General features: G+C 41.4%; 20 protein-coding genes. 15 read left to right on the forward strand and 5 right to left on the reverse strand.

All coding sequences use genetic code 11. The annotated features are described in order from the left end of the window. Positions 1-12: 12 nt before the first annotated feature. From OCK74_RS22195 to OCK74_RS22210, 4 genes are read left to right on the forward strand one after another with little or no spacing between them, the layout of a single operon-like run. The gene (locus tag OCK74_RS22195; protein WP_279299288.1) at positions 13-1,548 is read left to right on the forward strand and encodes a RagB/SusD family nutrient uptake outer membrane protein; all 1,536 of its coding nucleotides are present in this window, start codon (positions 13-15) and stop codon (positions 1,546-1,548) included. Between the two features lie 45 nt (positions 1,549-1,593). After that, on the forward strand, positions 1,594-2,733 hold the full coding sequence (locus OCK74_RS22200; protein WP_279299289.1) for a cellulase family glycosylhydrolase: 1,140 nt from the start codon (positions 1,594-1,596) through the stop codon (positions 2,731-2,733). Then, entirely contained in the window at positions 2,730-5,549 is a 2,820-nt protein-coding gene (locus OCK74_RS22205) for a family 43 glycosylhydrolase (RefSeq protein WP_279299290.1), read from the forward strand. The genes OCK74_RS22200 and OCK74_RS22205 overlap by 4 nt, the downstream gene beginning before the upstream one ends. Before the next feature lie 20 nt (positions 5,550-5,569). Further along, positions 5,570-6,589, forward strand: coding sequence for a glycoside hydrolase family 43 protein (locus tag OCK74_RS22210; protein ID WP_279299291.1), 1,020 nt, complete (start codon positions 5,570-5,572; stop codon positions 6,587-6,589). Between the two features lie 550 nt (positions 6,590-7,139). Here the strand turns inward: OCK74_RS22210 and OCK74_RS22215 are convergent. Beyond that, a complete protein-coding gene (locus OCK74_RS22215; RefSeq protein ID WP_279299292.1) occupies positions 7,140-7,988 on the reverse strand; it encodes an AraC family transcriptional regulator in 849 nt (282 codons plus the stop codon). A 332-nt stretch (positions 7,989-8,320) separates the two neighbouring features. On the opposite strand from OCK74_RS22215, the gene OCK74_RS28095 reads away from it, so the two are divergent. After that, entirely contained in the window at positions 8,321-8,632 is a 312-nt protein-coding gene (locus tag OCK74_RS28095) for a hypothetical protein (RefSeq protein WP_279299293.1), read from the forward strand. Next, positions 8,524-10,467 (forward strand): alpha-N-acetylglucosaminidase, encoded by a 1,944-nt coding sequence (locus OCK74_RS22225; protein ID WP_480287878.1) that lies wholly within the window; start codon positions 8,524-8,526, stop codon positions 10,465-10,467. Before OCK74_RS28095 ends, OCK74_RS22225 begins: the two co-directional genes overlap by 109 nt. A 51-nt stretch (positions 10,468-10,518) precedes the next feature. Here OCK74_RS22225 and OCK74_RS22230 read toward each other — a convergent pair whose 3' ends face one another. Next, on the reverse strand, positions 10,519-10,914 hold the full coding sequence (locus tag OCK74_RS22230; protein WP_279299295.1) for a hypothetical protein: 396 nt from the start codon (positions 10,912-10,914) through the stop codon (positions 10,519-10,521). Between the two features lie 171 nt (positions 10,915-11,085). Further along, positions 11,086-11,526, reverse strand: coding sequence for a hypothetical protein (locus OCK74_RS22235; protein ID WP_279299296.1), 441 nt, complete (start codon positions 11,524-11,526; stop codon positions 11,086-11,088). Positions 11,527-11,941: 415 nt separating this feature from the next. Here OCK74_RS22235 and OCK74_RS22240 point away from each other — a divergent pair, with 415 nt between their 5' ends. Further along, the gene (locus OCK74_RS22240) at positions 11,942-12,508 is read left to right on the forward strand and encodes a GNAT family N-acetyltransferase (RefSeq protein ID WP_279299297.1); all 567 of its coding nucleotides are present in this window, start codon (positions 11,942-11,944) and stop codon (positions 12,506-12,508) included. 113 nt (positions 12,509-12,621) lie between these two features. Here OCK74_RS22240 and OCK74_RS22245 read toward each other — a convergent pair whose 3' ends face one another. Next, positions 12,622-13,485, reverse strand: coding sequence for a creatininase family protein (locus tag OCK74_RS22245; protein WP_279299298.1), 864 nt, complete (start codon positions 13,483-13,485; stop codon positions 12,622-12,624). A gap of 103 nt (positions 13,486-13,588) precedes the next feature. Here OCK74_RS22245 and OCK74_RS22250 point away from each other — a divergent pair, with 103 nt between their 5' ends. Continuing rightward, the gene (locus OCK74_RS22250; protein ID WP_279299299.1) at positions 13,589-14,023 is read left to right on the forward strand and encodes a hypothetical protein; all 435 of its coding nucleotides are present in this window, start codon (positions 13,589-13,591) and stop codon (positions 14,021-14,023) included. Between the two features lie 37 nt (positions 14,024-14,060). On the opposite strand, the gene OCK74_RS22255 is transcribed toward OCK74_RS22250, so the two are convergent. Beyond that, on the reverse strand, positions 14,061-15,533 hold the full coding sequence (locus OCK74_RS22255) for a hypothetical protein (protein ID WP_279299300.1): 1,473 nt from the start codon (positions 15,531-15,533) through the stop codon (positions 14,061-14,063). Between the two features lie 299 nt (positions 15,534-15,832). Here OCK74_RS22255 and OCK74_RS22260 point away from each other — a divergent pair, with 299 nt between their 5' ends. Genes OCK74_RS22260 through preA form a run of 7 tightly spaced genes read left to right on the forward strand, consistent with a single transcriptional unit; the run spans position 15,833 to position 25,225 of the window. Then, positions 15,833-17,290 carry a CoA-acylating methylmalonate-semialdehyde dehydrogenase gene (locus tag OCK74_RS22260; RefSeq protein WP_279299301.1) on the forward strand — a complete coding sequence of 486 codons (1,458 nt, stop codon included), beginning with the start codon at positions 15,833-15,835 and terminating at the stop codon, positions 17,288-17,290. Positions 17,291-17,327: 37 nt separating this feature from the next. Continuing rightward, positions 17,328-18,683: an aminotransferase class III-fold pyridoxal phosphate-dependent enzyme gene (locus OCK74_RS22265; RefSeq protein WP_279299302.1), complete on the forward strand. Its 1,356-nt coding sequence runs from the start codon at positions 17,328-17,330 to the stop codon at positions 18,681-18,683. Positions 18,684-18,716: 33 nt separating this feature from the next. Further along, complete coding sequence (locus OCK74_RS22270; RefSeq protein ID WP_279299303.1) at positions 18,717-20,240, forward strand: NCS1 family nucleobase:cation symporter-1; 1,524 nt, start codon at positions 18,717-18,719, stop codon at positions 20,238-20,240. After that, entirely contained in the window at positions 20,224-21,603 is a 1,380-nt protein-coding gene (gene hydA / locus OCK74_RS22275) for a dihydropyrimidinase (protein ID WP_279299304.1), read from the forward strand. The genes OCK74_RS22270 and hydA overlap by 17 nt, the downstream gene beginning before the upstream one ends. Before the next feature lie 34 nt (positions 21,604-21,637). Continuing rightward, positions 21,638-22,504 (forward strand): nitrilase-related carbon-nitrogen hydrolase, encoded by an 867-nt coding sequence (locus OCK74_RS22280; protein ID WP_279299305.1) that lies wholly within the window; start codon positions 21,638-21,640, stop codon positions 22,502-22,504. Positions 22,505-22,520: 16 nt separating this feature from the next. Continuing rightward, positions 22,521-23,915: an NAD(P)-dependent oxidoreductase gene (locus OCK74_RS22285; RefSeq protein ID WP_279299306.1), complete on the forward strand. Its 1,395-nt coding sequence runs from the start codon at positions 22,521-22,523 to the stop codon at positions 23,913-23,915. 41 nt (positions 23,916-23,956) lie between these two features. Then, positions 23,957-25,225, forward strand: a complete 1,269-nt coding sequence (gene preA, locus OCK74_RS22290; RefSeq protein ID WP_279299307.1) for an NAD-dependent dihydropyrimidine dehydrogenase subunit PreA — start codon at positions 23,957-23,959, stop codon at positions 25,223-25,225.

A 25,225-nucleotide genomic window follows, 5' to 3' on the forward strand; every position in this document is an offset into this window, starting at 1 on the left:
AAATTTCTGACAATGAAAAAGACTTTATATAAAGTAATATACTTCATAATGCCTCTGCTCATTCTTGTATCATGCAAGAAGGAGAAATTGAACGTGGAAAATCCAAACGTAATCACGGAAGACCAGTTTTGGAAAACGGAATCCGATGCGCAACAAGGTTTGAATGCGGCCTATGCCATGTTTTATAAACCTGGCTTATGGTCCCGTTGGATATATTTTCGTTTGGATCTTACCTCCGATGAAGGGTTTAGTAAAAGTCCATGGGTAGAACTGGCCGACTGGACAAGGTTTCAATACATCAATTATAATTTCTGGGAAGGTAATGTGCAATCCTGGCGCGATACCTATAAAGCTGTATTCAGGACCAACCAGGTGTTGGCGAATGTAGCGGCCATAGAGTTTGCTGATCAAACCAAAAAGGACAAAATATTAGCACAGGCCAAGTTTTTACGGGCGCTTCATTATTATTATGCTGCCATTATGTGGGAAAACGTTCCATTAGTACTGGAGCCTTCAAAACCCGATGATCTGCCGGTACAAAGTACGTTGGCTCAAGTATGGGCACAAGTGGAGAAGGATCTGACTGAGGCTGCCCAGGTACTTCCGGTTGAATGGGATGCTCCAAATGTAGGCAGGCCTACCAAGGGTTCAGTTATGGCTTATTTGGCAAGAGCCTATATGCAACAACGTAAATGGCAGGAAGCAAAAACAGCATTGGACTATTTCTTTACCGGGGCTGGTGCAGGTAAGTACGATTTGGTGGCTAACTACAAGGATAACTTCACGCATACCAACGAGAATAATAAAGAATCGGTTTATGAAATTCAGTTCTCCGATGTCAATAAGGGTGGTGATGGCGATGATCCTAATGCAACAATGAGTACCAACCGTCCTCAATTTTTTGCACCTCGTAGCATTGGTTGGTCCGATGGACAGGCAAGGTATTGGCTGGTGAATGAGTTCAAGAAAGAAAAGACAACAGAGGGGAAAATAGATCCTCGATTACAACACAGCCTGTTTTATCCTGCTTTGGAGGCAGATTTCAATGATAAGATCTACGGCCGTTCCTGGCAGTGGGATAGTGATGAAGCCTGGTTCAGGAAATATGCCCGTGATTATTACCGCAATAATGAAGACTACTTTGCACAAAATAACTTCAGGTTGGTTCGTTTTGCTGATATCCTGCTCATGTATGCTGAAGTATTGAATGAGTTGGGCCAAACAGCAAATGCATATCAATATGTTGATAAGGTGCGCTCACGTGTAAAGATGGCAAGCCTTGCAGTAGCTTACCCAACAATTGGTATGGATAAGGATAAATTCAGGGACCGCCTGAAAATGGAAAGAGTCTTGGAGTTAAGCGGTGAAAGTGTAAGATGGGCCGACTTAAAGAGATGGGGAGATTTGGAAACAGCGGAAAAAGTAGCGAAAGTGGCCGAACGCGATCCTGATTTTAATAACTTCCAGGTAGGCAAACATATACGTTTACCGCTTCCCCAGATTGAAGTACAGAACAATTCAAACCTGACCCAAAATCCCCAATATTGATAAATAACCTTCAACACCATAATCACAAGTTCTAAATCTCTTAAAATGAAAGTCAGGATTCATGTTCTTATTGTATTGATCTCACTGTTTTTTTTCAACTGTTCTACACAGAAGACTTCCATTGTTCAACAAAGAGAGATATGGACTTCTGAACAAGCGAACAATTGGTACGCAAAACAAGGGTGGTTGGTAGGTGCCAATTTTATACCGAGCAATGCGATCAACCAGTTGGAAATGTGGCAGGCAGAAACTTTTGATACGGCAACCATTAACCGCGAACTGGCCTGGGCAGAATCAATAGGAATGAATACCATGCGTGTATTTTTGCACGACCTTTTACATCAGCAGGATTCCATAGGGTTGTATCAGAGAATGGATGTCTTTTTGCAAATAGCCCAACGTCATGGTATCAAACCTTTATTTGTTCTATTTGATTCTTGCTGGGATCCTTTCCCTAAGCCTGGAAAACAGCGCGAGCCGAAACCCCATGTGCATAATTCAGGATGGGTGCAAAGTCCGGGGCAGTACGCCTTGAAAGACTCGACCCAATATCCACGGCTCGAAAAATATGTAAAAGGTGTCGTATCAAGGTTTGCCAATGATGAAAGAATCCTGGGCTGGGATATCTGGAATGAACCTGATAATATGACCGGTCCTTCTTATGAAAAGGTAGAAATTCCCAATAAAGTAGAATATGTTATGCCATTATTAAAAAAAGCCTTTGCCTGGTCCCGCTCTGTCAACCCTTCTCAGCCATTGACTTCCGGTATATGGGTGGGAGATTGGTCAACTCACAATGTGATGAAGCCAATTGAAAAACTGCAGATAGAAGAATCTGATATCATATCGTTTCATAACTATGATAACGCACAGGAATTTGAAAAGCGGATCCTGCTCATGAAAAGGTATAATAAACCAATCATATGTACTGAGTATATGGCCAGGCCCAATGGAAGCACTTTCCAGGGTTCCTTGCCTGTTGCCAAGAAATACAACGTCGCCATGTACAACTGGGGATTTGTGAATGGTAAAACCCAAACTATTTATCCATGGGATAGCTGGACGAAAACATATTCATCTGAGCCACCGGTATGGTTTCATGATATTTTTCAGAAGAACGGTACTGCCTACAGAACAGAAGAAGTTGAAGTTATCCGGAAACTGGCTAATAATAAACAATTATGAAGAGGTTTGATGAAATGAGCCTTTATTGGATATTCATTCTATGTATCATAGGCACTGTCCGGGTTCATGGCCAAAAGATAAATATTGATAACCCTGTTCTTCCGGGGGTCGCAGATGCAGGTGTGATCAAATACAATGGTGAATATTATATTGGAGGTGTTTTTACTAATGGAGGCTTTTATATTTCAAGAGACCTTGTAAAATGGGAAGGACCGGTACATGTATTTTCAATGAATAATAACTGGACTACAGGTCCCTCCGCAGAGGATCGCCAGATCCATGCGAATGACATTAATTACATCAATGGAATCTTTCACATGTATTGGTCTGTGAATTATTGGGGGAAGGATAGAAATGCGATACATATTGGACATGCTGTTGCTTCTAATGTGCTCGGGCCATATAAAGAACCTGTTAAAGAGACATGGTTGGATAATAGGATCGATCCGGAATTGTTTATTGATGATGATGGAAAAATGTACCTGTATATGGTGAAGTTTACAGATGGTAATACGATCTGGGTACAGCCTATGAAGGATCCTGGTACACCTTCTGGCGAACCCAGGTACATGTTTTCCTCCTTACCCAACACATGGGAAACATTGGATAATAGGGTAGAAGAAGGTCCCTGGGTGATTAAATACAGGAACCGGTATTACCTGATGTACAACGCCAACCATACATCACCCAGCTGGGGTAATTATTCTTTAGGAGTTGCGGAAGCGGAATCTCCATTGGCATTCAACCATGGCAATAAATATTCCTATCCATTGGTGGAATCAAACCAGTTCGATATGGAAGATTCTTTGGTGGATGTATTAAAGTATACAGGAAAAGAGCCCGGTGTTTTTGACTTTACTTTTGATGATCCTGGAAATAACGGGTTCTTGCCTGTTCATAATAGTACCACCTGGAAAAAAGGAAAAGGCGGATTCGCTTCCTCTGTGATCAGGAATTCTTATACCAGGAAGGTTGGTACCATTTGGAATACGCCACAGATTTGGCTGAAGCGCACATTTATGATTGACAAAAAAAGAGTGGGCAACCTGATGCTCCGAATTCAGCATGATGGTGATACAAGGGTTTTCCTGAACGGGCAGTTGATTTATGATCAAAAGGGGCAACAGTATACTACCTGGAACTTTGATCATAAAGCTGCCAGCCTCCTGAAGCATGGTGAGAACTTGCTGGTGGTACATAGTAAGCAAGGGGTTCGTTCCAATTACCTTGATGTTTCTCTGTTTGACACCAGGGGCCAGAAGGGCGATGATATTTTATTTTCTCCTGGCCAGCCAAACATATTACGTGGTCCTAATGGCTTTGAATGGTGGCTGATCTATATGGCAAATAAGAATAGGGACAGGAGAGGACAATACATTAACCGGGTTCATTTCTTTAACAAGACAATGTTCGTGGAAGGCATTACATCCAATAATACGCCGGGATATCATCCGGCTCCGGCAGTTCCTACATTCAGCGATTTATTTGATAGCACAGATGCACGAAAATGGGAGGTGAGATCAGGTGATTGGTCTGTAAGCAGTAAAGAGCTTGTCCAGGTAGGCAATAATAAGGCAATTAACCTGGTGAAAACTATTCCGGCTACTCATTACTTGTTTGAAGCCAACTTAAGCATAATAGATACGGCTAATGGCAAAGCGGGTGTACTAGCCTGGTGGAAAGATGAATATAACTGGTTGCAGATCGTGTTGGACCCACAAGGCAAAACCTGGACATACAAACTAAAGGAAAATGGCGCGGAGAAAACTGTTTCCACTCCATTATATTCTGGTTTTAATTTCGGTGTTTACCATAAGCTTTCCATTTTTAAAAATGGAACAACGTTTACAATCAAATTGGATGATTTGCCTGTACCGGGTAATGCGGTTATGAAAACAGGCTTTGAGGAAAAGGGAATTCCCGGCTTATATTCAGAAGGTGGAAAGTCTTCATTTGATGGGGTCTTATTTACCATAGGTTGGGATGAATTTGACAGTAACATAACCGCATGGCAGCCGCAAGCGGAGCAAAAAGGTAGAAAAGGATCATGGATGGTAGCAGAAGATGGCATCACGGCACCAGCAAATAATGCCAATTACGACATATTCAAGGGAGATCCTTTATCAGCTTATGAATTCAGTGTACAGGTAAACACAAGTGGTACCAGGGGAAATGCAGGTATTTATCCGGTTTATGTAAACAAAGAAAATTACCTGAAAGCTGTATTTGATATGCAAAAGCAGCGCTTTGTGATTACTGGTAAATTAAAGGGTAAAGAATTGGAACAAAAAGAACTTGTCCTGGAAAGAAGTCTGGACTACTATGTAGATATGAAATACACAGACTTTTTTGAAAAGCAGTTTACCTTTTCTACGCCAACAATGATCAATGGATTGAGGCTGAATAAAACGCCTCATGCACAGCCAGATACGGTTATTGAAAATATAGATCAGAAAATGAACATATTGTATAAACAGGCTGGTCAATGGTTACCCTTGGAAGGTGGCCAGGAATTAAGATCAGGCCATCCGGGCATTGAGCTGTTAGCTTGTAAACCTGTAGTGGCCGAAGCGTTGAAGTTCGTCAATAAAGACCCGGAAGATCAAAACTTTTATCTCAATAAAATATGGGTAAATGAGTTGTTCCGTTCATCGTATAATATCAGGGTCGTAAAACAGGAAAAAGAAATCATTTTCCTGATCAATGGTAAAGAAGTGATACGCCTGAAGAATGAATTTCCCGCATCCCGGGTAGGTCTCACAACAACAGATACCAGGGCGGGGTTCAATGGAATTACTTTATTTCACCTGCCATAACAAACCCAGTTTCTAATCAAATGAAAAAAGTATTTCTTGAAAATTGTTCCGCAATAATAGTCCTCTTGATCATTTCCTTTCTGCTCCCTATTAAGTATGTTTCTGCAGGTACAGTAAATACGCAACAGGAAAAAGTTTCAGATACATCCGTACTTGAACTTGCTGACCCCACTATATTTTACCACAAAGGAACTTATTACTTATACGGCACAGGAGGAAAAGTGAATAAGGGGTTCCTGGTATATACTTCTTCAGACCTGAAATCATGGCAAGGTCCAAAAGGAGTGGATAGCGGTTATGCTTTAGTGAAGGGTAATACATTCGGTACCGCTGGGTTCTGGGCCCCCCAGGTATTTCATTACAAGGATAAGTTTTACATGGCATATACCGCCAATGAAAATATTGCAATTGCTGTAAGTGATAGTCCGCTTGGACCTTTTCAACAAAAGGAAATGAAACCGGTGTCTGGTGAGGGAAAACAAATAGATCCTTTTGTATTCTTCGACAAGAATAGTAAGATCTATTTATATCATGTTCGGCTTAAAGAAGGGAACAGGATTTTTGTGGCTGAATTAAAAAATGATTTATCCGATATTATACCAGGTACTATTCAACCATGCATATCCGCAACAGAGCAATGGGAAAATACAGCTAGTGCACCCTGGCCGGTTACTGAAGGACCGACAGTAATCAAACATAAGGATTTATATTACCTTTTCTACTCTGCAAATGATTTCCGCAACATTGATTATGCTGTTGGTTATGCTGTGAGTAAAACACCTGTTGGCCCCTGGACAAAGTATGCGCACAATCCAATTATCAGCAGGCAGATAATTGGGATCAACGGAACGGGCCACGGAGATTTTTTGAAAGACAAGGATGGAAAACTTGCCTATGTTTTTCATACACACGCTTCTGATCAAAAAGTTCATCCCAGGTTAACCGGTTTGGTTAAGGCTGCTTTCACTGTTGAAAACCAAGGAAAGGATCAAATAGTAATTGATCTGGATAGTTTTCATTATTTGAATAAAAACCCATAGCATTCATTCAAAATCCAGAGGTCAACAGTGATTTTGGTGATTCAATATTCAGTAGTCATATCGCAATTCAAAATGGACGAAAAATCCCGTAAAAACTACATTTTACGGGATTTTTCGTATACAAACAAGATCAAATTGTTTAAACACTCAAATCCCAGGATGAAAGATCGAGTGCTGAATAGGAGATAAGGGCCTGATTTCCAGTATGTTCAGTAGGAATATATAGAATGTCCATTTCCTTATTTTGAAACATCTTTTGCCGATTCATCCCTTACCTGTTTCTTCCCGGTGTGGTCATAGCCCTGGATTCTTTCATAGTCAATCATAGCCTGGGGGCAGAAATTGGTGATAAAAGCACGCGGTCTGAGATGGGTGGAATTTCCACGACTATAATGTAATGTGCCCCCATGTTGTAACACGGTACAACCACGTAACCATTTTCCTCAAAAAATTGAACTTGTTCTTCGGAAATCATAAACTTACTCATCATAGTATTTTTTACTAAATGGCAAGTTTCCAATTATATACTGTTTAGGAAAGTATTATAGTATTATTTTGAAAGTAAGAAGCTGGGGGATTTACCTGTATATTTTTTGAACACGGTACTGAAATACTGTGGTGAAGAGAATTCAAGTTCATAAGCAAGTTCAGAAAGGGAAATGTCCGGATCATTCTTAATCTTTTCAATGGCAAATTCAACTTTTTTGCGTTGTATAAAATCGCCAGGTGTGAACCCCGTTACCTCTTTGAAAAAATTTTTAAATCGTGACTCCGAAAGGTGTATCTCATTGGCCAATTGGATGATGGAAATATGACCTGGAATATGATTATCAATATAATTCAAGACTCTCTGTAATCTCAAATTATCCGTTTCATTTTTGTTGTTTTCCATGTAATCCAACAATGAAAGTATAAGCGACTGAATAGCCAGAGAAATGCGTATTTTTTTCAAATGCTGTGGTTCTTTTTTGTCTAGGATCAGGAAGATGTCTTCCAGTATTTTCTTAAGCTTTTTCCCGCCTTTAAAATGTCTAATATTCATCGCAATCAAGTATTTACAAAGCAAAGCGAGATTGTCTGAAGAATTAGTATTGACTTTGATGATCAGCCAGTATAAAACTCCTTTTTCCTCGGGATGCTCGCCTGAACCATGTTCCTCTCCGGGATAGTTAATAAAAATATCTCCTCCTTTTACCAGGTATTTTTCACCGCTTACTTCAAAATATTGGCTACCCTTGTCATAATAACAAATTTCAATCATGTCCTTATGCACATGGCTGGGTAGTTTGCTTTCAGACCTGTTGTAATTATATCTTCCCAGTACCTGCAGATCATTAAAGCCAAATTTCCTGAAGTCTATGATTCGCCGGTTGCGGGTTGATTTAATATCGAGTTGCATATAAAGGATTAAAAAGAATCTTTAGCGTTCTATCATTTATAATTTAGTACTACGATACAATTATATACAATCTTTTATTGTCAGAAAATTTAAATTCGCCCCGATTTTTCAATTTTTATATCAACGATATGCTTAAAGTATGTGAATGAGTTCTACAGCTTTTAATGTTCTGAATTTTTATGATACTCATCTAACACTAAAATATTCATATCTTCCTGTAAAGGTGTTATAAACATTGATATACTGTTTGGTAATATGGCTGCCCAAACTATTGTATTATCACATGCTTGTGAAAATTGAAACTTAATTAAATATTTATTCAATTATCAAAAATGAAATTCCGGAAAGTTATTATCTCCTTCATTGTTTTTTTCTTCTTCGTGGCTGCCGCAAAAGCTCAACCTGTTTATGAATCGGTGAAAGAGTTAGCACAGCGACGTGTGCCCTGGCTGGCAGAAAAAATTTTATTTTCATCTATACCGAAAGAAAATGGGAGGGATGTTTTCATTCTGCAGACAAAAATAACCGGCTTACTATATCTGCGTCGGGAGCAAATGCAGCCGCCAAAGGGCTTGGATATTATCTTAAAAATTATTGCCATCGATCCATGTCGCACATGGGAGACAATCTTGCGCCTGTTGTAAATCTTCCAGAGATAACTGAACCGGTTAAAATTGTATCCAATGCGGAAGTTCGTTTTGCATTGAACTATTGCACCATTAATTATACCATGAGTTTTTATGGATGGAAGGACTGGGAGCATGAACTGGACTGGATGGCCCTGAACGGAGTAAACCTTTTATTGGCACCAACAGGCATGGAAGCAGTTTGGCAAAGCACTTTGAGAAAGTTAGGTTATAACGAAAAAGAAATTTTGCAGTTTATAGCAGGGCCTGCTTTTACAAGCTGGTGGCTTATGGGAAATTTAGAAGGTTGGGGCGGACCAGTCACACAAGGCATGATTGATCAACAGGTGGTTTTGCAGAAAAAAATATTGGGAAGAATGAAGACATTGGGCATGCAACCGGTAATGCAGGGTTTTTATGGTATGGCGCCAACTACTTTAAAAGATAAAGGAATTAACGTGTTGGAGCAGGGCAAATGGGCAGGTGGTTTTCAACGTCCCGCTTTTTTAAAACCTGATGATCACTTTAAAAAGATCGCAGGCATTTATTATGATGAGATGAAAAAGTTATATGGTAGTAATCTACACTATTTCGCCGGTGATCCTTTTCATGAAGGCGGAAAATCCGGTGGCGTTAATGTGGCGGATTATGGCCAACTGATACAAGCCGAAATGCAAGAGTATTTTCCCGGCAGCACATGGGTATTGATGGGCTGGCAAATCAACCCTTCTTCACAAATTTTATCAAAATTGGATAAATCAAAAGTGCTGGTACAGGAGTTGTTTGGAGAAAATACCGCTAATTGGTTTACACGAAAAGGGTATGAAGGCACGCCGTTTATCTGGTGCACTGTTACCAATTTTGGCGAAAAAAACGGTTTGTATGGTAAGTTACAACGGTTTGCCAATGAAGTGTACCGGGCAAATACCAGCGAATATGCTCCACTTATGAAAGGCGTAGGTATCATGCCCGAAGGCATACACAATAATCCAGTGGTGTATAATCTTGTTTTGGACCTGGCCTGGCACCCTGAAAAAGTAGAAACTCCTGATTGGATAAAATCCTTTGTTGTTGCCCGGTACGGAAAGGATAATGAAAAAATACAACAGGCCTGGCAGATTTTCTTGCAAACCGTTTACAGCAGTTATAATAAATCCCAGGAAGGTCCTCCCGAGTCTGTATTCTGCGCAAGGCCTTCATTGAAGGTCACCAACGTTTCCTCCTGGGGAACAAGAGAAAGAAATTATGATTTGGCGCGGTTTAAAGAAGGGGTAAAACTTTTTGTTGCCGCTTCAAAAGAAATGAAAAGCAGCGTCACTTATCAAATTGATAAAATAGATTTTGTAAGACAGGTTTTATCCAACAAAGGAGAGTTGGTGTACAAGGATATGGTAACTGCTTATGAACAAAAAAATATTCAGCAGTTTTCAAAACAATCTGCTTTGTTTTTATCATTGATAAAATTGCAAGATTCTTTACTGAACTGCAATGAACATTTTCAGCTCCACACATGGTTAAAGCAGGCTTATAATTTTGGACAAACACCTGCTGAAAAAAAGTTGGCAATAAAGAATGCCAAAACGCAGATCACTTATTGGGGTCCGGATGATCAGGCCACCAATCTTCATGAATATGCCAACAAAGAATGGAGCGGATTGATGAAATCATTATACCTGCCTCGTTGGGAAATGTTTATAACTGCGTCTATGGCTGAATTGAAAGGAGAAAATGCCCCTGCTGCTCCTGATTATTTTTCATTTGAACATAACTGGAGTAATCAACCCGATCTGTTTCTTCCCGTAAGAATTACTGCGGTTGAACAAGATCAAATTATTAGAAGAATACTGAAATAAATTTTTATAGAAAACACGAATCTAGCTTTCCTACAAAGATTATAGTACCAATTACACTATATATTCCTGTTCTATGCCTATATTACCTGGATATCGATGAATATTGATTGATTTACTCCAATTCACTGCTTGTCTGGATAATGTAGGCATCTCCATTACGTCATCTTTACTATCGTCATAAAAGCAAAACAGGTGATGTATTAAGTTCCTTAGTTTTAGATTCAGGAAAATCTTTTTGATGCATTGATCTTGTTGGTCCCGTTCTTCTATGATGCTACATGCTGCAACTTGCAATAGGGGGATGCAAAGTTCCTGTTGGGTCCTGTCTGTATGGTAAATTAGTACCAACTTTTTATTTTTCCTGTCCATTGCAATTACTTTGTTTTTGAATATATCTAATCGCTCTATAGAAAGCCTGTTTTCTAATACCAGTCTTTCGTAAGCCATAGCAAGTTTTAAGTGCCTTCTTTTTTTATGTTTTTCTCGGATGAATGCCCAAGCTCCAGATAAAGCAGGTAATCCGAACAAAATGATAATGATTAAATATACTGGCATATCTTAGGTTTGTAATGTTCATTCTACTTTCTTATTTTATTGTGCCACTAAATGCGCCTGTAACTAAGCTATGCTCTTTAGTTGACGTCTACTCATCTTAGAAAGCATGATTTGCCAATTTTTTGCTTTCCGGTCCAATTCAGGCACCTGTAATCCTTTATTATTCTGTTTGTAAAAAGGGATTTCTACAGGTTCCTTTTTATTCAAAAGTTCCAGTCGCAGGTCTATTTGTTCAAGGTATGCTTCAATTGTTCTTTCCTTAAGTTCACCTGCCTTGATGCTGCTATAGGTCTTCTTTACAGAACAGTTCATAATTTCATCAAAATCGATCATGCGCCATTGGTAATACGATGTGTGCGTTTGCTTGACAACTAAGATTTTTCTATGTATTCCATCTATGCCAATAATACAGTCATTCAATACTTCCTGACAGGAAAGTGATATATTATTTTCTAATACCAGTTTGCTGAAGTAAGCAAGCAAACCTGTTACTTTATTTATCATATACTCTTCATTTATAAAAACCAACAATAAAGACATGTTACAGGTTATTCCTATTAACATAATTCATATCAAATGGAGGCAGTGTTGGCATTTGACTTTTAAAGGCCAAAGCCGCAGAAATATCAGGCTTGAGAAGTTGTATTAAAATCCTTGAAGTTTGAGAAATAGAATAGTTTGGGACAGAAAGGATAAAACTCTGTGAACGAACAGGTAAAGCAATCCGTTGTATCAAGTATTATGTACCTGATAAGATGTGTATGTGGATTATGGTGAACGATACCTGCCATGTCTACAAATCTAAGCAATAATTCCTACCAAAAGGCGAACAGAGTTTAATGGATCGTTAAATGAGGCAGAATGGAAAAACAAAGTATGTGACCCTTTTTTGCCATAAATTCTTATTAAATTGGCACCTATGCTTTCGCCCAACTTTACTCCTTTTCCCGAGATCAAGACAGACCGGCTGCTTCTGCGGCAACTGACATTGGATGATGCCCCCGGCGTGCTGCAATTACGTTCCAATGAAGAAGTGATGAAATACATCAATCGCCCCCTGGCACACAGCCTTGAAGATGCCGAAAACTGGATAAACGTCATTATTGATGCATTGGGAAAAAATGACGGTATCACCTGGTGTATTTGTTTGAAAGAAGTTCCTGCTGTACATGTGGGTAGTATAGGACTTTGGCGCATCGATAAAGAAAATCACCGGGCTGAGATCGGCTATATGTTGGAGCCTTCCCTGCAGGGCAAGGGCCTCATGTATGAAGCCCTTAAAAAAGTATTGGAATATGGCTTTAGCGAAATAAAGCTGCATTCCATTGAAGCCCATGTCGACCCAAGGAATGCATCCTCCAGCGGGCTGTTGAAAAAAGCTGATTTTGTATTGGAGGCCTACTTTAAGGAAAACTATTACCTGCATGGCCGGTTTGTGGATACGGCTGTTTACTCCCTCTTAACGCCCTTTAAGGAATTCCAATAACGTTTCGATCACCGATGCTTACACCAGGCCAGATCACTGCACTACCGCCTAAATTAAGTTTACCTAATTGTAGTATTGATGACCAGGGGGCCATCCAATGATCTAAATTTTGCTCATTTCATCACATGCTCAAAAAAATCATTTTGTAGTTCTAAAGTTTTCGTATCACTTTTTACGGTTTTCAGTGCATTCACAAGCGTCTCAACGGTATGCTCTGTAAGCAACTGTCCAAGTTCTCGGGTGGCTTTGGCGCCTTCGCCTGCATAATGATTGGGGTAGCTGGCATACCACCAGATGGCTGTGTACAGATTAGGCAAGGAAAGCCGATTGAGGTTTGCTCCTGATTCTTTAGTAGCAGTATGCAGCTTCACCAGGTCGGGCCGTAGGTATAAAAGTGTAGAGGTTTCCCGTTCGCCGGCATGGGCATCCCAGGAAGGGTCAGACTTGCGCATGGCCTTTACTTTTTCATTAAAAGCCGCATCTTGTGCAGGGTCAAAGAAATAGACGACATAGTCGCGTCGGCGCTCCAACTGGCACTGAATAAAGTAGCGCAGCAGGTGAGGATTGCCACCATGGCCATTGATGATGATGATCTTTTTAAAACCGTTTCTGGCTATTTCCGAGCATGTGGAATCCAGCAGTTCCAATACCAACCGGTTTGGGAGGGAAAAAGTGCCCGGCTGATGTCGTGCTTCATTGATCTGGCCATAAAAATAATCGGGGAACACTACAGCATATTCTCTTTTAGCCGCTCTTGCTGCCCATTCACGAACATGAATCAGGTCGGAACCAATTGGCGCATGGGGACCATGTTTTTCCAAAATACCAATAGGAAGGATGCAGGTCTGCGCTGATTTTTCCAACGCCTTTTGCCAATCGCTGGCTGTCAGCTCATCCCAGCGAAAAGGAATTTCCTGGGCTTCGGTCTCGAAAGAAACGGGGAGAAAATAGAAAAGAATGATTAAGAACTGTTTCATATGGAAGCAATATTGTTTTATGAAATTTAATCAAATTGCCCTTTTGAATTAAATTACATAAGAAACGTGAAATAATTAATGTCCACCCTTAAAAGAATGCAATATGAAACTGTTAGAAAGACTTAGTCCAGTTGAAAGAGGGGCACTCCTGAAATTCCCTGCATACATATCATTGCTTGCAGCCCAAAAAGAAGGCAGGCTGGATGACGTAGAAAAAAAATCAGCCATAGGCCTTTCTCATATTAGAACTTATGCAGGCGATCCGCTGCTAACCGATTTTTTTAAGGAAGCGGAAAGGGTATTTGTAAAGAACATAGAGCAACTTGATCAGGATTTACCAAAAGAAAGGCATGAGCGGGAAGATGCGATTAAGAATGAGTTAACAAATCTTGAAAAGATAGTTGTGAAGCTGGGCAAAGAGTATGCCTCGACCATGTTCCATAGTATGAAATTATTTAAGGACCATGTATCACAGGCACACCACAATGTGTTGGTTGATTTCATTTTTCCAATGCCGATTAAAGGTCTCACATACTAAGCTGTATGGAAGCTGTATTTCAGTAAATTCAAATCCTTTAAAGTGATTTAAGGTATTCTACAAGGTTTTGTTTTTCTTGTTCAGTCAAGCCAAGATTGAGTTTTTCACAGCTGTTATAATGATTCACTACATCGAGTAAAGTAGCAAAGCGGCCGTCGTGATAAAATCCACCTTTTTGATGCGTCCACAGACCACCAAGTTTAGCTGTATTATAGGTTTCGTTTGGTGAGCGTTTGGCTTGAAAGTCATCTATACAAATATCACTCGGCATATGTGTATTCCATCCCGGCTCAGTATAAATGGGAGGTACGTGGCAGGTGGCACATTTAGCTTTTCCATTAAACAATGCTTCACCCTCTTTTGCAGCACTTTTATTATAGCTATTTGCCGGAGGTTTTGGAGCTGGGATCGCCAATTGATAAAAGTGCAATGCAGCTAATTTTGAAGTAACCAAATCGGGCGAATTTCTTTTGTTTCCAAATCCTTCCCTGGCTGCAATAGGATACTTTTCAGCATTATTTAATCTTTCATCAAAAAACACACCCTGACCTCGCAGTTCCAAATTGGCAACATACGCATTCCAATAAGTAGTGGTTCCCCAGCCTCCGGTCCAGGTATGGTTGTTTACACCAGCCATAGCAAAAGCTGGAGGAATCAATGTAGCAGCGCTTTTCCCATCAGGCCGTAGAGCCTTTCCGTCCAGGTTAAGCTCTGCATCGAATTTGCCGGGTCCCCAGCTATGCAATACTTTTTTTGCCGTGGTTAAATCAACGCCCAGCAAATTTGTAAGGACGGGATCTAATTTAGGTGCCAGGGCAATGATAGCGCCTACATTCAAATCCCGATTCGCCCAACCATCTAATCGTTTCCCTATGCCAGGTGCAAACGAATTATCAACTGTTGAATGGCAGAGCGCACAGGTAAAGCCTACTTGTTTTAAAGCATTTTCATCTTTAAGTATACCAACAACACCAGTTAATACATTTATTTTAGATAGTCCGCCAAGTTTTGTAATTACATCTGATTTACTATCATCAAAAGTACCCACCACGCCCAGCACAGCATTTAACTTTATCAAGGCACGGGTAACGGCCGGGTTAGTTAAATCTAACTTGATTTCCCCACTCTTAATTTTATTGAGAATTTCCTTGGGTATGGCATCTGCATCAATCTTAAGTCCTAACGATAACGCTGTTTTAGGATCAAGGCCGGGACCAACACCGCCCAATTTATCACCATTAATAGCCCGATGCATTTCCAGTTTGCCGGTCCAGAACGCTTCGTCACCATAAGTTTCAAAACGGAAAATGTTTTTCCCATCTTCAAACAATTTTGTTGCATTCTTTACAATGACTGCATCGAATCCGGTTGGTTCTTTATCACGTGCATTATCAAAAGAAAAGTTTACCGCAATGATGGAGCAAATAATAATCAGTACAATGAGTGAAATCAGGTTTAGATTTTTTGAAGCAAAGAAGCTGGGTTTTGTTGATGGGTTGGTTGAATTCATAACACCCTCCTTAAATTTATTTGAACATTATGGCAAAGACACAATCTTTCTGATAGATTAAGTGATGCTGTAAAAGGTTACAAGAAAATACATGTTTTTTAAAATCAGAAAATGCATATTGATGACATAAACCGTTGAGCGCCTGGCGGGATCATTTGAATCCCAGTAGCAACTTAAACCCTGCAAATATTTGAAGAATTGGGAAGAGGGAACCACCGCTTTAAGAAGCTGAAGATTAGTACATAAAAGTATTTTTTCCCCTTAAAAAAATCATTAAATTGTACAGTATAAGAACGCTTATGAAATACGCCCTGGTTCAAAATTTTATCAATGGCAATTTCTTAACTTCTGGAACTTCCTGTTTTTTGGATGTGGTGTCTCCTATTGATGGAACGTATTTATCAAAGGTGCCTTTATCCACTACACAAGAATTAAACAAAGCAGTGCATGCAGCCAAAGCTGCTTTCCCAGCCTGGTCGAAAACTCCCATAAAAGAAAGAGTACAGGTTTTCTTTCGTTACAAATTTTTACTGGAGCAACATTTTCAGGATCTGGCCAGATTGGTCAGCGAAGAGAATGGGAAAACAATGGCAGAAGCAGTAGCAGAAATAGAAAAATGTATTGAACTGACTGAATTTGCCTGTTCATTACCTCAATTGATAACCGGGGAAGTATTGGAAGTGAGCAAAGGCGTGGAATGCAGGACAGAACACGTTCCATTGGGCGTAGTGGCCTCAATAGTACCTTTTAATTTCCCCAGTATGGTGCCTAATTGGACCATCCCCAATGCGCTTGCTTTAGGTAATTGTATGATTCTGAAGCCTAGTGAAAAAGTTCCTCTAAGTGCCGGACGTATTGCTTCCTTATTAAAAGAAGCGGGATTGCCTGATGGTGTATTTAATATTGTGCATGGTGCTACAGAAATCGTAGAAGCTATTTGTGATCATCCGGATATAGAAGCAGTTTCCTTTGTTGGTTCTACCAAAGTAGCTAAAATAGTGTACCAGCGGGCTACGCATCATTATAAAAGGTGCCTGGCATTGGGTGGAGCTAAAAACCATATAATGGTATTACCAGATGCTATACCTTCTATGACAGCTCAAAATGTTGCCGCTTCAATGAGCGGGTGTGCGGGACAGAGATGTATGGCTGCTTCCGCTATGGTGGCTGTAGGCAATACCGATCACATTATTCAAAAAATTGTAGAAGAAGCTAAAAAGATAATCCCAGGTGATAACCTGGGCGCTGTTATCAGCAAAGAGGCGAAAGAAAGAATAGAAAGATATATATCAGAGGCAGAACAGCAAGGTGCCAAAGTATTGGTAGACGGTAGAAACGTTCAAGTAAAAGGTAAAGAAAACGGTACCTATGTGGGTCCTACGGTGCTTGATTATGTACAACCGCATATGGCGGTTGCCCGGGAAGAAATATTCGGACCTGTCATCAGCATCATGCGTACCAATACCGTTGATGAAGCCCTGGCTATCGAAAATGCCAGCCCCTATGGAAATGCGGCATCTGTATTTACTCAAAATGGCGGTGCTGCCAGGTATATTATAGAGCGCGCCAGTGCTGGAATGATCGGTGTTAATGTGGGTGTACCCGTTCCGAGAGAACCGTTTTCATTTGGCGGGTGGAATGAGAGCAAGTTTGGCGTAGGTGATATAACCGGAAAAAGTTCCATCGAATTCTGGACGAAGCTGAAAAAAAGTACCGTCAAATGGAATCCTGAGTCGGGTATCAACTGGATGAGTTAAGCGGATGCACAGGCTTTTCACTTAAAATCAACAGGCCATGCTGGAATCATACGTAAAAAAGACAGAAACGGAAGCGATTGTACAGGATAACCTGGCTTATACACTGTTTTCCTGGAGCAAGCAAAAAGGAATCAATCCTATTTCAGTCAAATATGGTGAAGGTGTTTATCTATACGATTATGATGGGAAGCGGTATCTGGATTTTTCTTCAGGACTGATGAATGTAAACATCGGGCATGGTCACCAGCGGGTAACAGCGGCTGTAGCCGCGCAAATGCAACAAGTTAGTTATGTTACACCTAGTTGTATCACCAAGGCAAGGGGTGAATTGGGAAAAAAACTGGCCCAGATCTCACCAGGTCATCTCACCAAAACCTTATTTACGATAGGCGGGGCAGAGGCCATTGAAAATGCCATGAAACTGGCAAGATTATTCACCGGGCGTCCTAAAATCATTGCCAGGTACCGGGCCTTTCATGGCGCTACTTATGGTGCAATGACGGCTGGCGGCGACCCGCGGAAATTAGCCAATGACGCACAACAGGTTCCCAATGTTATTCATGTGGAAGATCCCTATTGTTACCGTTGTCCGTGGGGAAAAGAAATCACCTGGTGCCAGCGGGAATGTGTCAGTCACGTGCAGCGTATAATTGAATTTGAAGGACCGGAAAATATTGCTGCCATTATCATGGAAGGAGAAAGTGGTACATCGGGATGTATCAAATATCCACCTGATTATTTGCCAAAGATCAGGGCTCTTTGTGACCAGCATGGTATCTTATTGATAGCCGATGAAGTGTTGAGCGGCTTTGGGAGAACCGGTAAATGGTTCGGCGTCAATAATTATGATGTTGTGCCCGATATGATCGCTACTGCCAAAGGAATTACTTCAGGCTACCTTCCTTTGGGGGCCTTAATCGTTTCTGATGAAATTGCTTCCCGCTTTGATGACCAGGTACTTTGGCTGGGATTAACCTATTCAGCCCATCCGGTTTGCTGTGCCGCTGCTGTGGAAGTTTTGAATATATATGAAGATGAAAATCTCATAGAGCATGCGGCTACTATGGGTGCTTATATTGATCAGGAAGTAGGCAAACTAAAACTGAGACATCCCAGTATTGGTGATTTCCGGAACACAGGTTTATTAGGTTGTCTGGAACTGGTAAAAAATCGGGAAACTAAAGAACCTATGGCGCCTTTCAATGCCAGGTCCGATGAAATGGTGATCATGAATAAGGTTGCTGCTCAACTAAGAGAATTAGGTATGTACACTTTTGTTCGCTGGAATTACATTTTTATAGCCCCACCCTTATGTATTACAAATGAGCAGGTTGATGAAGGATTGACGATGATCAGTAAAGCGATTGAAATTGCCGATGAATATGTGAAGTGATTGATTTTGGATGACCATTTAAAATCGAACGATATGCAGGAAAAAAAGCCTCTCAGGGATGAGTTGACGTCTTCATCTTTATACAGTGAGGATCTTGCTCCGGTTCCAACTTTTAAAAGAACGTGGAACACCTGGAACTATGCGGCACTTTGGATCAGCATGAGTCTTTGCATTCCCACCTATATGCTGGCCAGCTCGCTAATCGGCGGCGGCATGAATTGGTGGCAGGCCATACTTACCATATTTCTCGGTAATACAGTGGTGCTAATTCCGATGATATTAAACGGACGTGCCGGTGCCAGGTATGGAATTCCCTTTCCTGTATTTGCCCGGGCCAGCTTTGGCGTCAAAGGGGCCAATATCCCAGCCATACTTCGTGCTATTGTTGCCTGCGGCTGGTTTGGTATACAAACATGGATTGGTGGTTATGCGCTTTATCAAATGCTACGTCTTTGGATTCCTTCCTTAGCCACCTTACCCCGGATCTTTCCTGCTTCTTTTGGTTTGGAAACAGGGCCGGCTATTACCTTTTTCCTATTCTGGCTTTTGAACATGTATGTAGTTTATCTGGGTGTGGAAAGCATCAAAAAATTATTGGTCTTTAAGGCCTTCTTTCTACCCATTGCTGCTTTGGCTTTACTTTTCTGGGCTATATCAGCCAGCAATGGACTGGGGCCTATTTTAAAAGAACCTTCAAGGTTTGCCACGAATGCTCATTTCTGGAATTTCTTTTTTCCGGCTTTGACAGGTATGGTTGGTTTCTGGGCAACACTTTCGTTGAACATTCCTGATTTTACCCGTTATGCCCAAAGCCAGAAAGCACAGGTTATAGGCCAGGCTATCGGTTTACCACCATCCATGACGCTCTTTGCGTTTATTGGCGTTGTTGTGACCTCGGCAACTATCATTTTATATGGCAATGCCATCTGGGACCCATTGGTTTTGGCTGAAAAGTTTGAAAGCAAAGTTATTATCACCATAGCCATGATTGCCGTGGCGGTTTCTACATTGGCTACCAATATCGCCGCCAATATAGTCAGTCCGGCCAATGATTTTGCCCATCTTGCTCCGCAAAAGATTAGCTTCAAAACCGGGGGATTGATCACAGGCATTATCGGCATACTTATTTTCCCTTGGAAACTTATTGCAGATCCCAATGGATATATTTTCACCTGGCTGGTGGGTTATTCGAGTTTGCTGGGACCAGTTGGCGGCATTATGATCGCAGATTATTACTTCATCCGCCGGCAACGATTGAATACAAAAGCCTTATATGAACACAACGGATATTACAGTTTTGGAAACGGGTTTAATAATTATGCCCTCATTGCCTTGGTGCTGGGCATATTACCCAATGTACCTGGTTTTTTGACAACCGTTAAGCTCATACCGCAAGATGCTGTTCCCGCCTGGATCTCACAGTTATATAATTATGCCTGGTTTGTAGGGTTCTTTTTATCCGGAATAAGCTACTGGTTGCTCATGAGAAAGGAAGTACCTGCCGTTCAGGCCATTCCCTTACAAGAAGAAGAAATTTACCATGTCAGTACTTATTAAAAACGGAAGAGTTATAACAGCAGCCGATGATTATCATGCTGATATTTTCATCGAAGGGGAAAAGATCAAGGCAATAGGAAAGGATTTGCCTTTTGAAGCAGAGAGAAGTATTGATGCCAATGGCATGCTGGTGTTTCCCGGGGGAGTAGATCCACATGTTCACTTAGACATGCCTTTTATGGGCACGTTTTCCAGTGACACACATGAAACAGGAACAAGGGCAGCCCTGTTTGGAGGCACGACGACCGTTATTGACTTTGTACTGCAAAAGCAAGGGCATTCGCTAAGGGAAGCATTAGATGAGTGGAATGGAAGGGCTGTGGGCAATGCTGTGGGTGATTATAGCTTTCATATGGCAGTGACGGATTATAATGATAAAGTAAAGCCGGAAATCAAGGAGATGATTGAAGAAGGTATTACATCATTTAAAACCTTCATGGCGTATAAAGGAGCATTAATGATCGATGACCGGCAGATGATCGGTTTAATGGAAGAAGTAAAAAAGCAAGGCGGTTTGATCAATGTACACGCTACCAATGGCGATATGATCGATTACCTGATCCAAAAACACCGTTCAGAAGGAAAATTAACCCCTTTGTATCATTATCTCTCACAACCAGAAGTAACCGAAGCCGAAGCTTCAGAGCGGTTTGTAGATATGGCCAACTATACCGGATGTCCCGGTTATATAGTTCACCTTACCTGTGAGGGCGCGTTGAATGCGGTACGTAATGCCACCAGAAGGAATCAGAAAGTATTTGTAGAGACCTGTATTCAATACCTGCTTCTGGATGCCTCACTATATGAGAAAGATGGTGAGGGCGCTAAATGGGTAATGAGTCCGCCTTTGCGTCAAAAGAAGGACCAGGAAACACTATGGGCTGGTATCAACCAGGGATTGGTAAATGTGGTAGCTACTGACCATTGTCCTTTTTTATGGGAACAAAAAATGATGGGAGCAAATGATTTCTCAAAAATTCCTAACGGTCATCCAGCCATCGAGAACCGGTTGGAATTATTGTACAGCGAGGGGGTGCATAAGGGAAGAATCACGCCTAACAAGTTTGTGGAAGTTGCCTCTACCAATCCGGCAAAGATCTTTGGCATGTATCCGCGTAAAGGAACTCTTGCGGTAGATAGCGATGCCGACATTGTGATCTTTGATCCTGATAAAAAGCATGTACTTTCTGCTCAAACACACCACATGAATGTGGATTATTCGGGTTATGAAGGTTGGGAGGTGACCGGGAAAGTCGAAACAGTTTTATTAAGAGGGGAAGTTGCTATTGATCAAAATAAATGCCTGGTGGGAAAAGGATATGGGCAATTTATCAAGAGGAATAAAGTAGTAGGGATTGTATAGTTTATAGTTCAACGTTCATAATACAAAGTTTACTATGGCAAGAATGATTACATCGGGTCTCATACAAATGAGTTTATCTAAAACAGAAGGAGAGGGCAGCATTGAGGAAATCAAAGAAGCCATGATCCAAAAGCATATTCCATATATTGAAGATGCAGGTAGACAAGGGGTTCAGATCCTTTGTCTACAGGAAATTTTTACCACTCCTTACTTCTGTCCGGGGCAGGACAAGGCCTGGTATCAATCGGCAGAGCCTATACCCGGACCTACCACAGAACGCATGTCAGCATATGCCCAAAAATATGGTATGGTCATGATAGTTCCCATTTACGAGAAAGAACAGCCGGGCGTTTTGTACAATACAGCAGCAGTAATTGATGCCGACGGAACCTTATTAGGCAAATACCGGAAAAATCATATTCCGCATACTTCTGGATTTTGGGAAAAATTTTTCTTTAAGCCTGGAAATTTAGGGTATCCGGTATTTCAGACGCGTTATGCAAAAGTAGGCGTGTATATCTGTTATGACCGTCATTTTCCGGATGGTGCAAGAGTATTGGGATTAAATGGCGCTGAGATCGTGTATAATCCATCGGCCACGGTTGCTGGCCTTTCTCAATACCTATGGAAATTGGAGCAACCGGCCCATGCTGCTGCCAATGGTTATTTTATGGGTTGTATCAACCGGGTCGGAGAAGAGAAGCCATGGAACTTAGGGAAGTTTTACGGCAATTCCTATTTCGTTGATCCACGCGGACAAATCTTTGCACAGGCTTCAGAAGACAAAGATGAATTGTTGGTAGCATCCTTTGATCTGGATATGATTGAAGAAGTAAGAGCTACGTGGCAGTTTTTCAGGGACAGAAGGCCGGAAACTTATGGAAAGCTGGTAGAGTTGTAAATTAAAATATCTTTTAATGCCTATCATTAATAACCGATTAAGCGATGAGGAATATCGGACCAATTTCAGTGATATTCACCCGCCATTTGAAACAAGGGATGCAGCCCTTGTAGAAGCCAATCGCTGCCTGTTTTGTTATGATGCACCTTGTACCAAATCATGCCCTACCGGCATAGATGTCCCAAAGTTCATCAAACAAATAACTACAGACAATATAAAGGGCTCTGCCCATACAATCCTTGAAGCCAATATTTTCGGGGCCGGTTGTTCCAGGGTTTGTCCTGTTGAAAAATTATGTGAAGGTGCCTGTGTGTATAATTTAATGGAAGAAGAGCCGATCCCTATAGCCCGTTTACAACGGTATGCCACAGAAAAAGCCATGAAAGAAAAGTGGCAGTTGTTTGACCGATTACCTTCGACCGGGAAAAGAGTGGCAATAGTGGGTGCAGGGCCGGCCGGATTGTCTTGCGCTCATGTACTATCACGGCAAGGTGTAGAGGCGGTGATTTATGAAAAAGAGTTAAAAGGGGGTGGCCTCATGACGTATGGTGTAGCAGCTTATAAAGTAACACCTGAATTCTGCGCGGATGAAGTCGATTATATTACTTCACTTGGTGGCATTGAAATAAAATACAACAAGGCATTAGGTAGAGACTTTACCCTGTTTGACCTGCAACAAAAATACGACGCTGTTTTTCTGGGTATCGGTGTAGGAGAAGCCAGACAATTACATATACCGGGAGAGCAATCGGAAGGTGTTGTAGATGCTATTGAATTCATCCATCAATTGCGATCCAACCCGTATGCTCAAATTCCTGTAGGAGACAAGGTCGCTGTGATTGGTATGGGGATGACTGCTATTGATGCGGCCACACAAGCGAAAAGACTGGGTGCAAAAGAAGTGACCTTGGTGTACAGAAGAACAAAAGCAGAAATGCCTTGTACGGAAGAAGAGCTGGACCTGGCAATGCTTGATGGTTGTAACGTCATATGGTTGGCAGCTCCAAAAGAAATCATCGGGGAAAAGGGCAAAGTAAATGCACTGGTATGCAGTGTCATGACCTTAGGTCCAGCCGATGCTTCCGGCAGGCGTTTCCCAGTTGATTCCGGACAGACATTTATGCTGGAAGTGGATATGGTGATCAAGGCAGCCGGTCAGATGCCTTTTACTGAGCTGGTCACAAACAATCTTTTGGAAAATAACGGAGGAAAGATCGAGGTCACTGAAAAAACAAAAACCAATTTAAACGGAGTTTTTGCTGGTGGCGACTGTGTCAATGGCGGTAAAGAAGTTGTTGATGCCGTACAGGCAGGGAAGGAGGCCGCGCAGGCAATTTTGAAATATCTGCAGAGCGATGAGTCACACTTTTTTCAAAAAGAGAGCACACAGCCTACGATTTTTGAAGGTTAAGCACAATATCCCTTTTCTTCATCACCCTTAATCAATTTAATATGGCCAATATATCTGCAAATTTTTTAGGTATCCGGTCACCCAATCCATTTTGGCTGGCCAGTGCTCCGCCAACAGACAAAAAAGTGAATGTGCTTCGTGCTTTGGAAGCAGGTTGGGGAGGCGTAGTTTGGAAAACCTTGGGTCCACAAATAAAAAATGTTTCCTCCCGTTATTCCGCCGTAAATTATAATGGTAGCCGGGTTATGGGGTTTAATAATATTGAACTCATCTCTGATCGTCCTTTGGAACACAACCTTCGTGAAATTGAAGAAGTGATCAAAGAATTTCCTGATCGTGCCATGATCGTTTCTTTAATGGCTGAAAATACAAGAGAAAAATGGCATGAACTCATACAACAGGTGGAAGACACGGGTGCCCATGGTTTAGAACTCAACTTCGGCTGTCCTCATGGCATGACGGAACGGGGTATGGGTGCTGTGGTTGGGCAGGATACTGAAATAGCCCGGATGGTTGTAGAGTGGGTTATGGAAAAGGCGACCATTCCCGTGATCACCAAGCTGACCCCGAATGTACACTCTGTTGTACCCACCGGCAGGGCTGCTGTAGAAGCCGGAAGTAATGCCCTTTCCCTGATCAACACGATCCAATCAATTACAGGCATTGACCTTGACACTTTCGTTCCTAATCCATATGTAGCAGGTAAATCCGTATTTGGCGGTTATTGTGGACCTGCAGTAAAGCCAATAGCTTTAAAAATGCTGGCAACCATTAGTCAGGATGAAATAACACGGAAAGTACCTGTATCCGGAATAGGTGGCATCAGTACCTGGAAAGACGCAGCAGAATTTATGTTGCTGGGTGCAACTACTGTGCAGGTTTGTACTGCTGTAATGAAACATGGTTTCCGGATCATAGAAGACATGTGTGAAGGATTGAACAACTGGATGGATGAAAAGGGCTTTGCAACAATCTATGATTTTATCGGGAAGACAGTTCCTGCTTTAACACATTGGGAGGATCTAGATATCAACTATCATATTGTCGCTCATATTAATCAGGATAAATGTATTCATTGCGGTTTGTGTTATATCGCCTGTGAAGATGCTTCACACCAGGCTATCAACCTGGCATGGGGCAAGCCCTATAATACCTATACGATCAAAGAAGAGGAATGCATTGGTTGCAATCTCTGTAAACTGATCTGTCCGGTGGACAACTGTATTACTATGGTTGAAAAACGAAAAGGTGATGAATATCTGAACTGGAAAGAATTTCAAAAAAGAGGGTTACCCTTAAATGATCATTAA

This window comes from Paraflavisolibacter caeni, from assembly GCF_025628885.1.
GTDB classification, from domain to species: domain Bacteria; phylum Bacteroidota; class Bacteroidia; order Chitinophagales; family Chitinophagaceae; genus Flavisolibacter; species Flavisolibacter caeni.

Coding starts and splice junctions, on each gene's coding strand:
- OCK74_RS22195 (WP_279299288.1), top strand. CDS start 13: ATGAAAAAGACTTTATATAAAGTAATATACTTCATAATGCCTCTGCTC.
- OCK74_RS22200 (WP_279299289.1), top strand. CDS start 1,594: ATGAAAGTCAGGATTCATGTTCTTATTGTATTGATCTCACTGTTTTTT.
- OCK74_RS22205 (WP_279299290.1), top strand. CDS start 2,730: ATGAAGAGGTTTGATGAAATGAGCCTTTATTGGATATTCATTCTATGT.
- OCK74_RS22210 (WP_279299291.1), top strand. CDS start 5,570: ATGAAAAAAGTATTTCTTGAAAATTGTTCCGCAATAATAGTCCTCTTG.
- OCK74_RS22215 (WP_279299292.1), bottom strand. CDS start 7,988: ATGCAACTCGATATTAAATCAACCCGCAACCGGCGAATCATAGACTTC.
- OCK74_RS28095 (WP_279299293.1), top strand. CDS start 8,321: ATGAAATTCCGGAAAGTTATTATCTCCTTCATTGTTTTTTTCTTCTTC.
- OCK74_RS22230 (WP_279299295.1), bottom strand. CDS start 10,914: ATGGCTTACGAAAGACTGGTATTAGAAAACAGGCTTTCTATAGAGCGA.
- OCK74_RS22235 (WP_279299296.1), bottom strand. CDS start 11,526: ATGATAAATAAAGTAACAGGTTTGCTTGCTTACTTCAGCAAACTGGTA.
- OCK74_RS22240 (WP_279299297.1), top strand. CDS start 11,942: ATGCTTTCGCCCAACTTTACTCCTTTTCCCGAGATCAAGACAGACCGG.
- OCK74_RS22245 (WP_279299298.1), bottom strand. CDS start 13,485: ATGAAACAGTTCTTAATCATTCTTTTCTATTTTCTCCCCGTTTCTTTC.
- OCK74_RS22250 (WP_279299299.1), top strand. CDS start 13,589: ATGAAACTGTTAGAAAGACTTAGTCCAGTTGAAAGAGGGGCACTCCTG.
- OCK74_RS22255 (WP_279299300.1), bottom strand. CDS start 15,533: ATGAATTCAACCAACCCATCAACAAAACCCAGCTTCTTTGCTTCAAAA.
- OCK74_RS22260 (WP_279299301.1), top strand. CDS start 15,833: ATGAAATACGCCCTGGTTCAAAATTTTATCAATGGCAATTTCTTAACT.
- OCK74_RS22265 (WP_279299302.1), top strand. CDS start 17,328: ATGCTGGAATCATACGTAAAAAAGACAGAAACGGAAGCGATTGTACAG.
- OCK74_RS22270 (WP_279299303.1), top strand. CDS start 18,717: ATGCAGGAAAAAAAGCCTCTCAGGGATGAGTTGACGTCTTCATCTTTA.
- hydA (WP_279299304.1), top strand. CDS start 20,224: ATGTCAGTACTTATTAAAAACGGAAGAGTTATAACAGCAGCCGATGAT.
- OCK74_RS22280 (WP_279299305.1), top strand. CDS start 21,638: ATGGCAAGAATGATTACATCGGGTCTCATACAAATGAGTTTATCTAAA.
- OCK74_RS22285 (WP_279299306.1), top strand. CDS start 22,521: ATGCCTATCATTAATAACCGATTAAGCGATGAGGAATATCGGACCAAT.
- preA (WP_279299307.1), top strand. CDS start 23,957: ATGGCCAATATATCTGCAAATTTTTTAGGTATCCGGTCACCCAATCCA.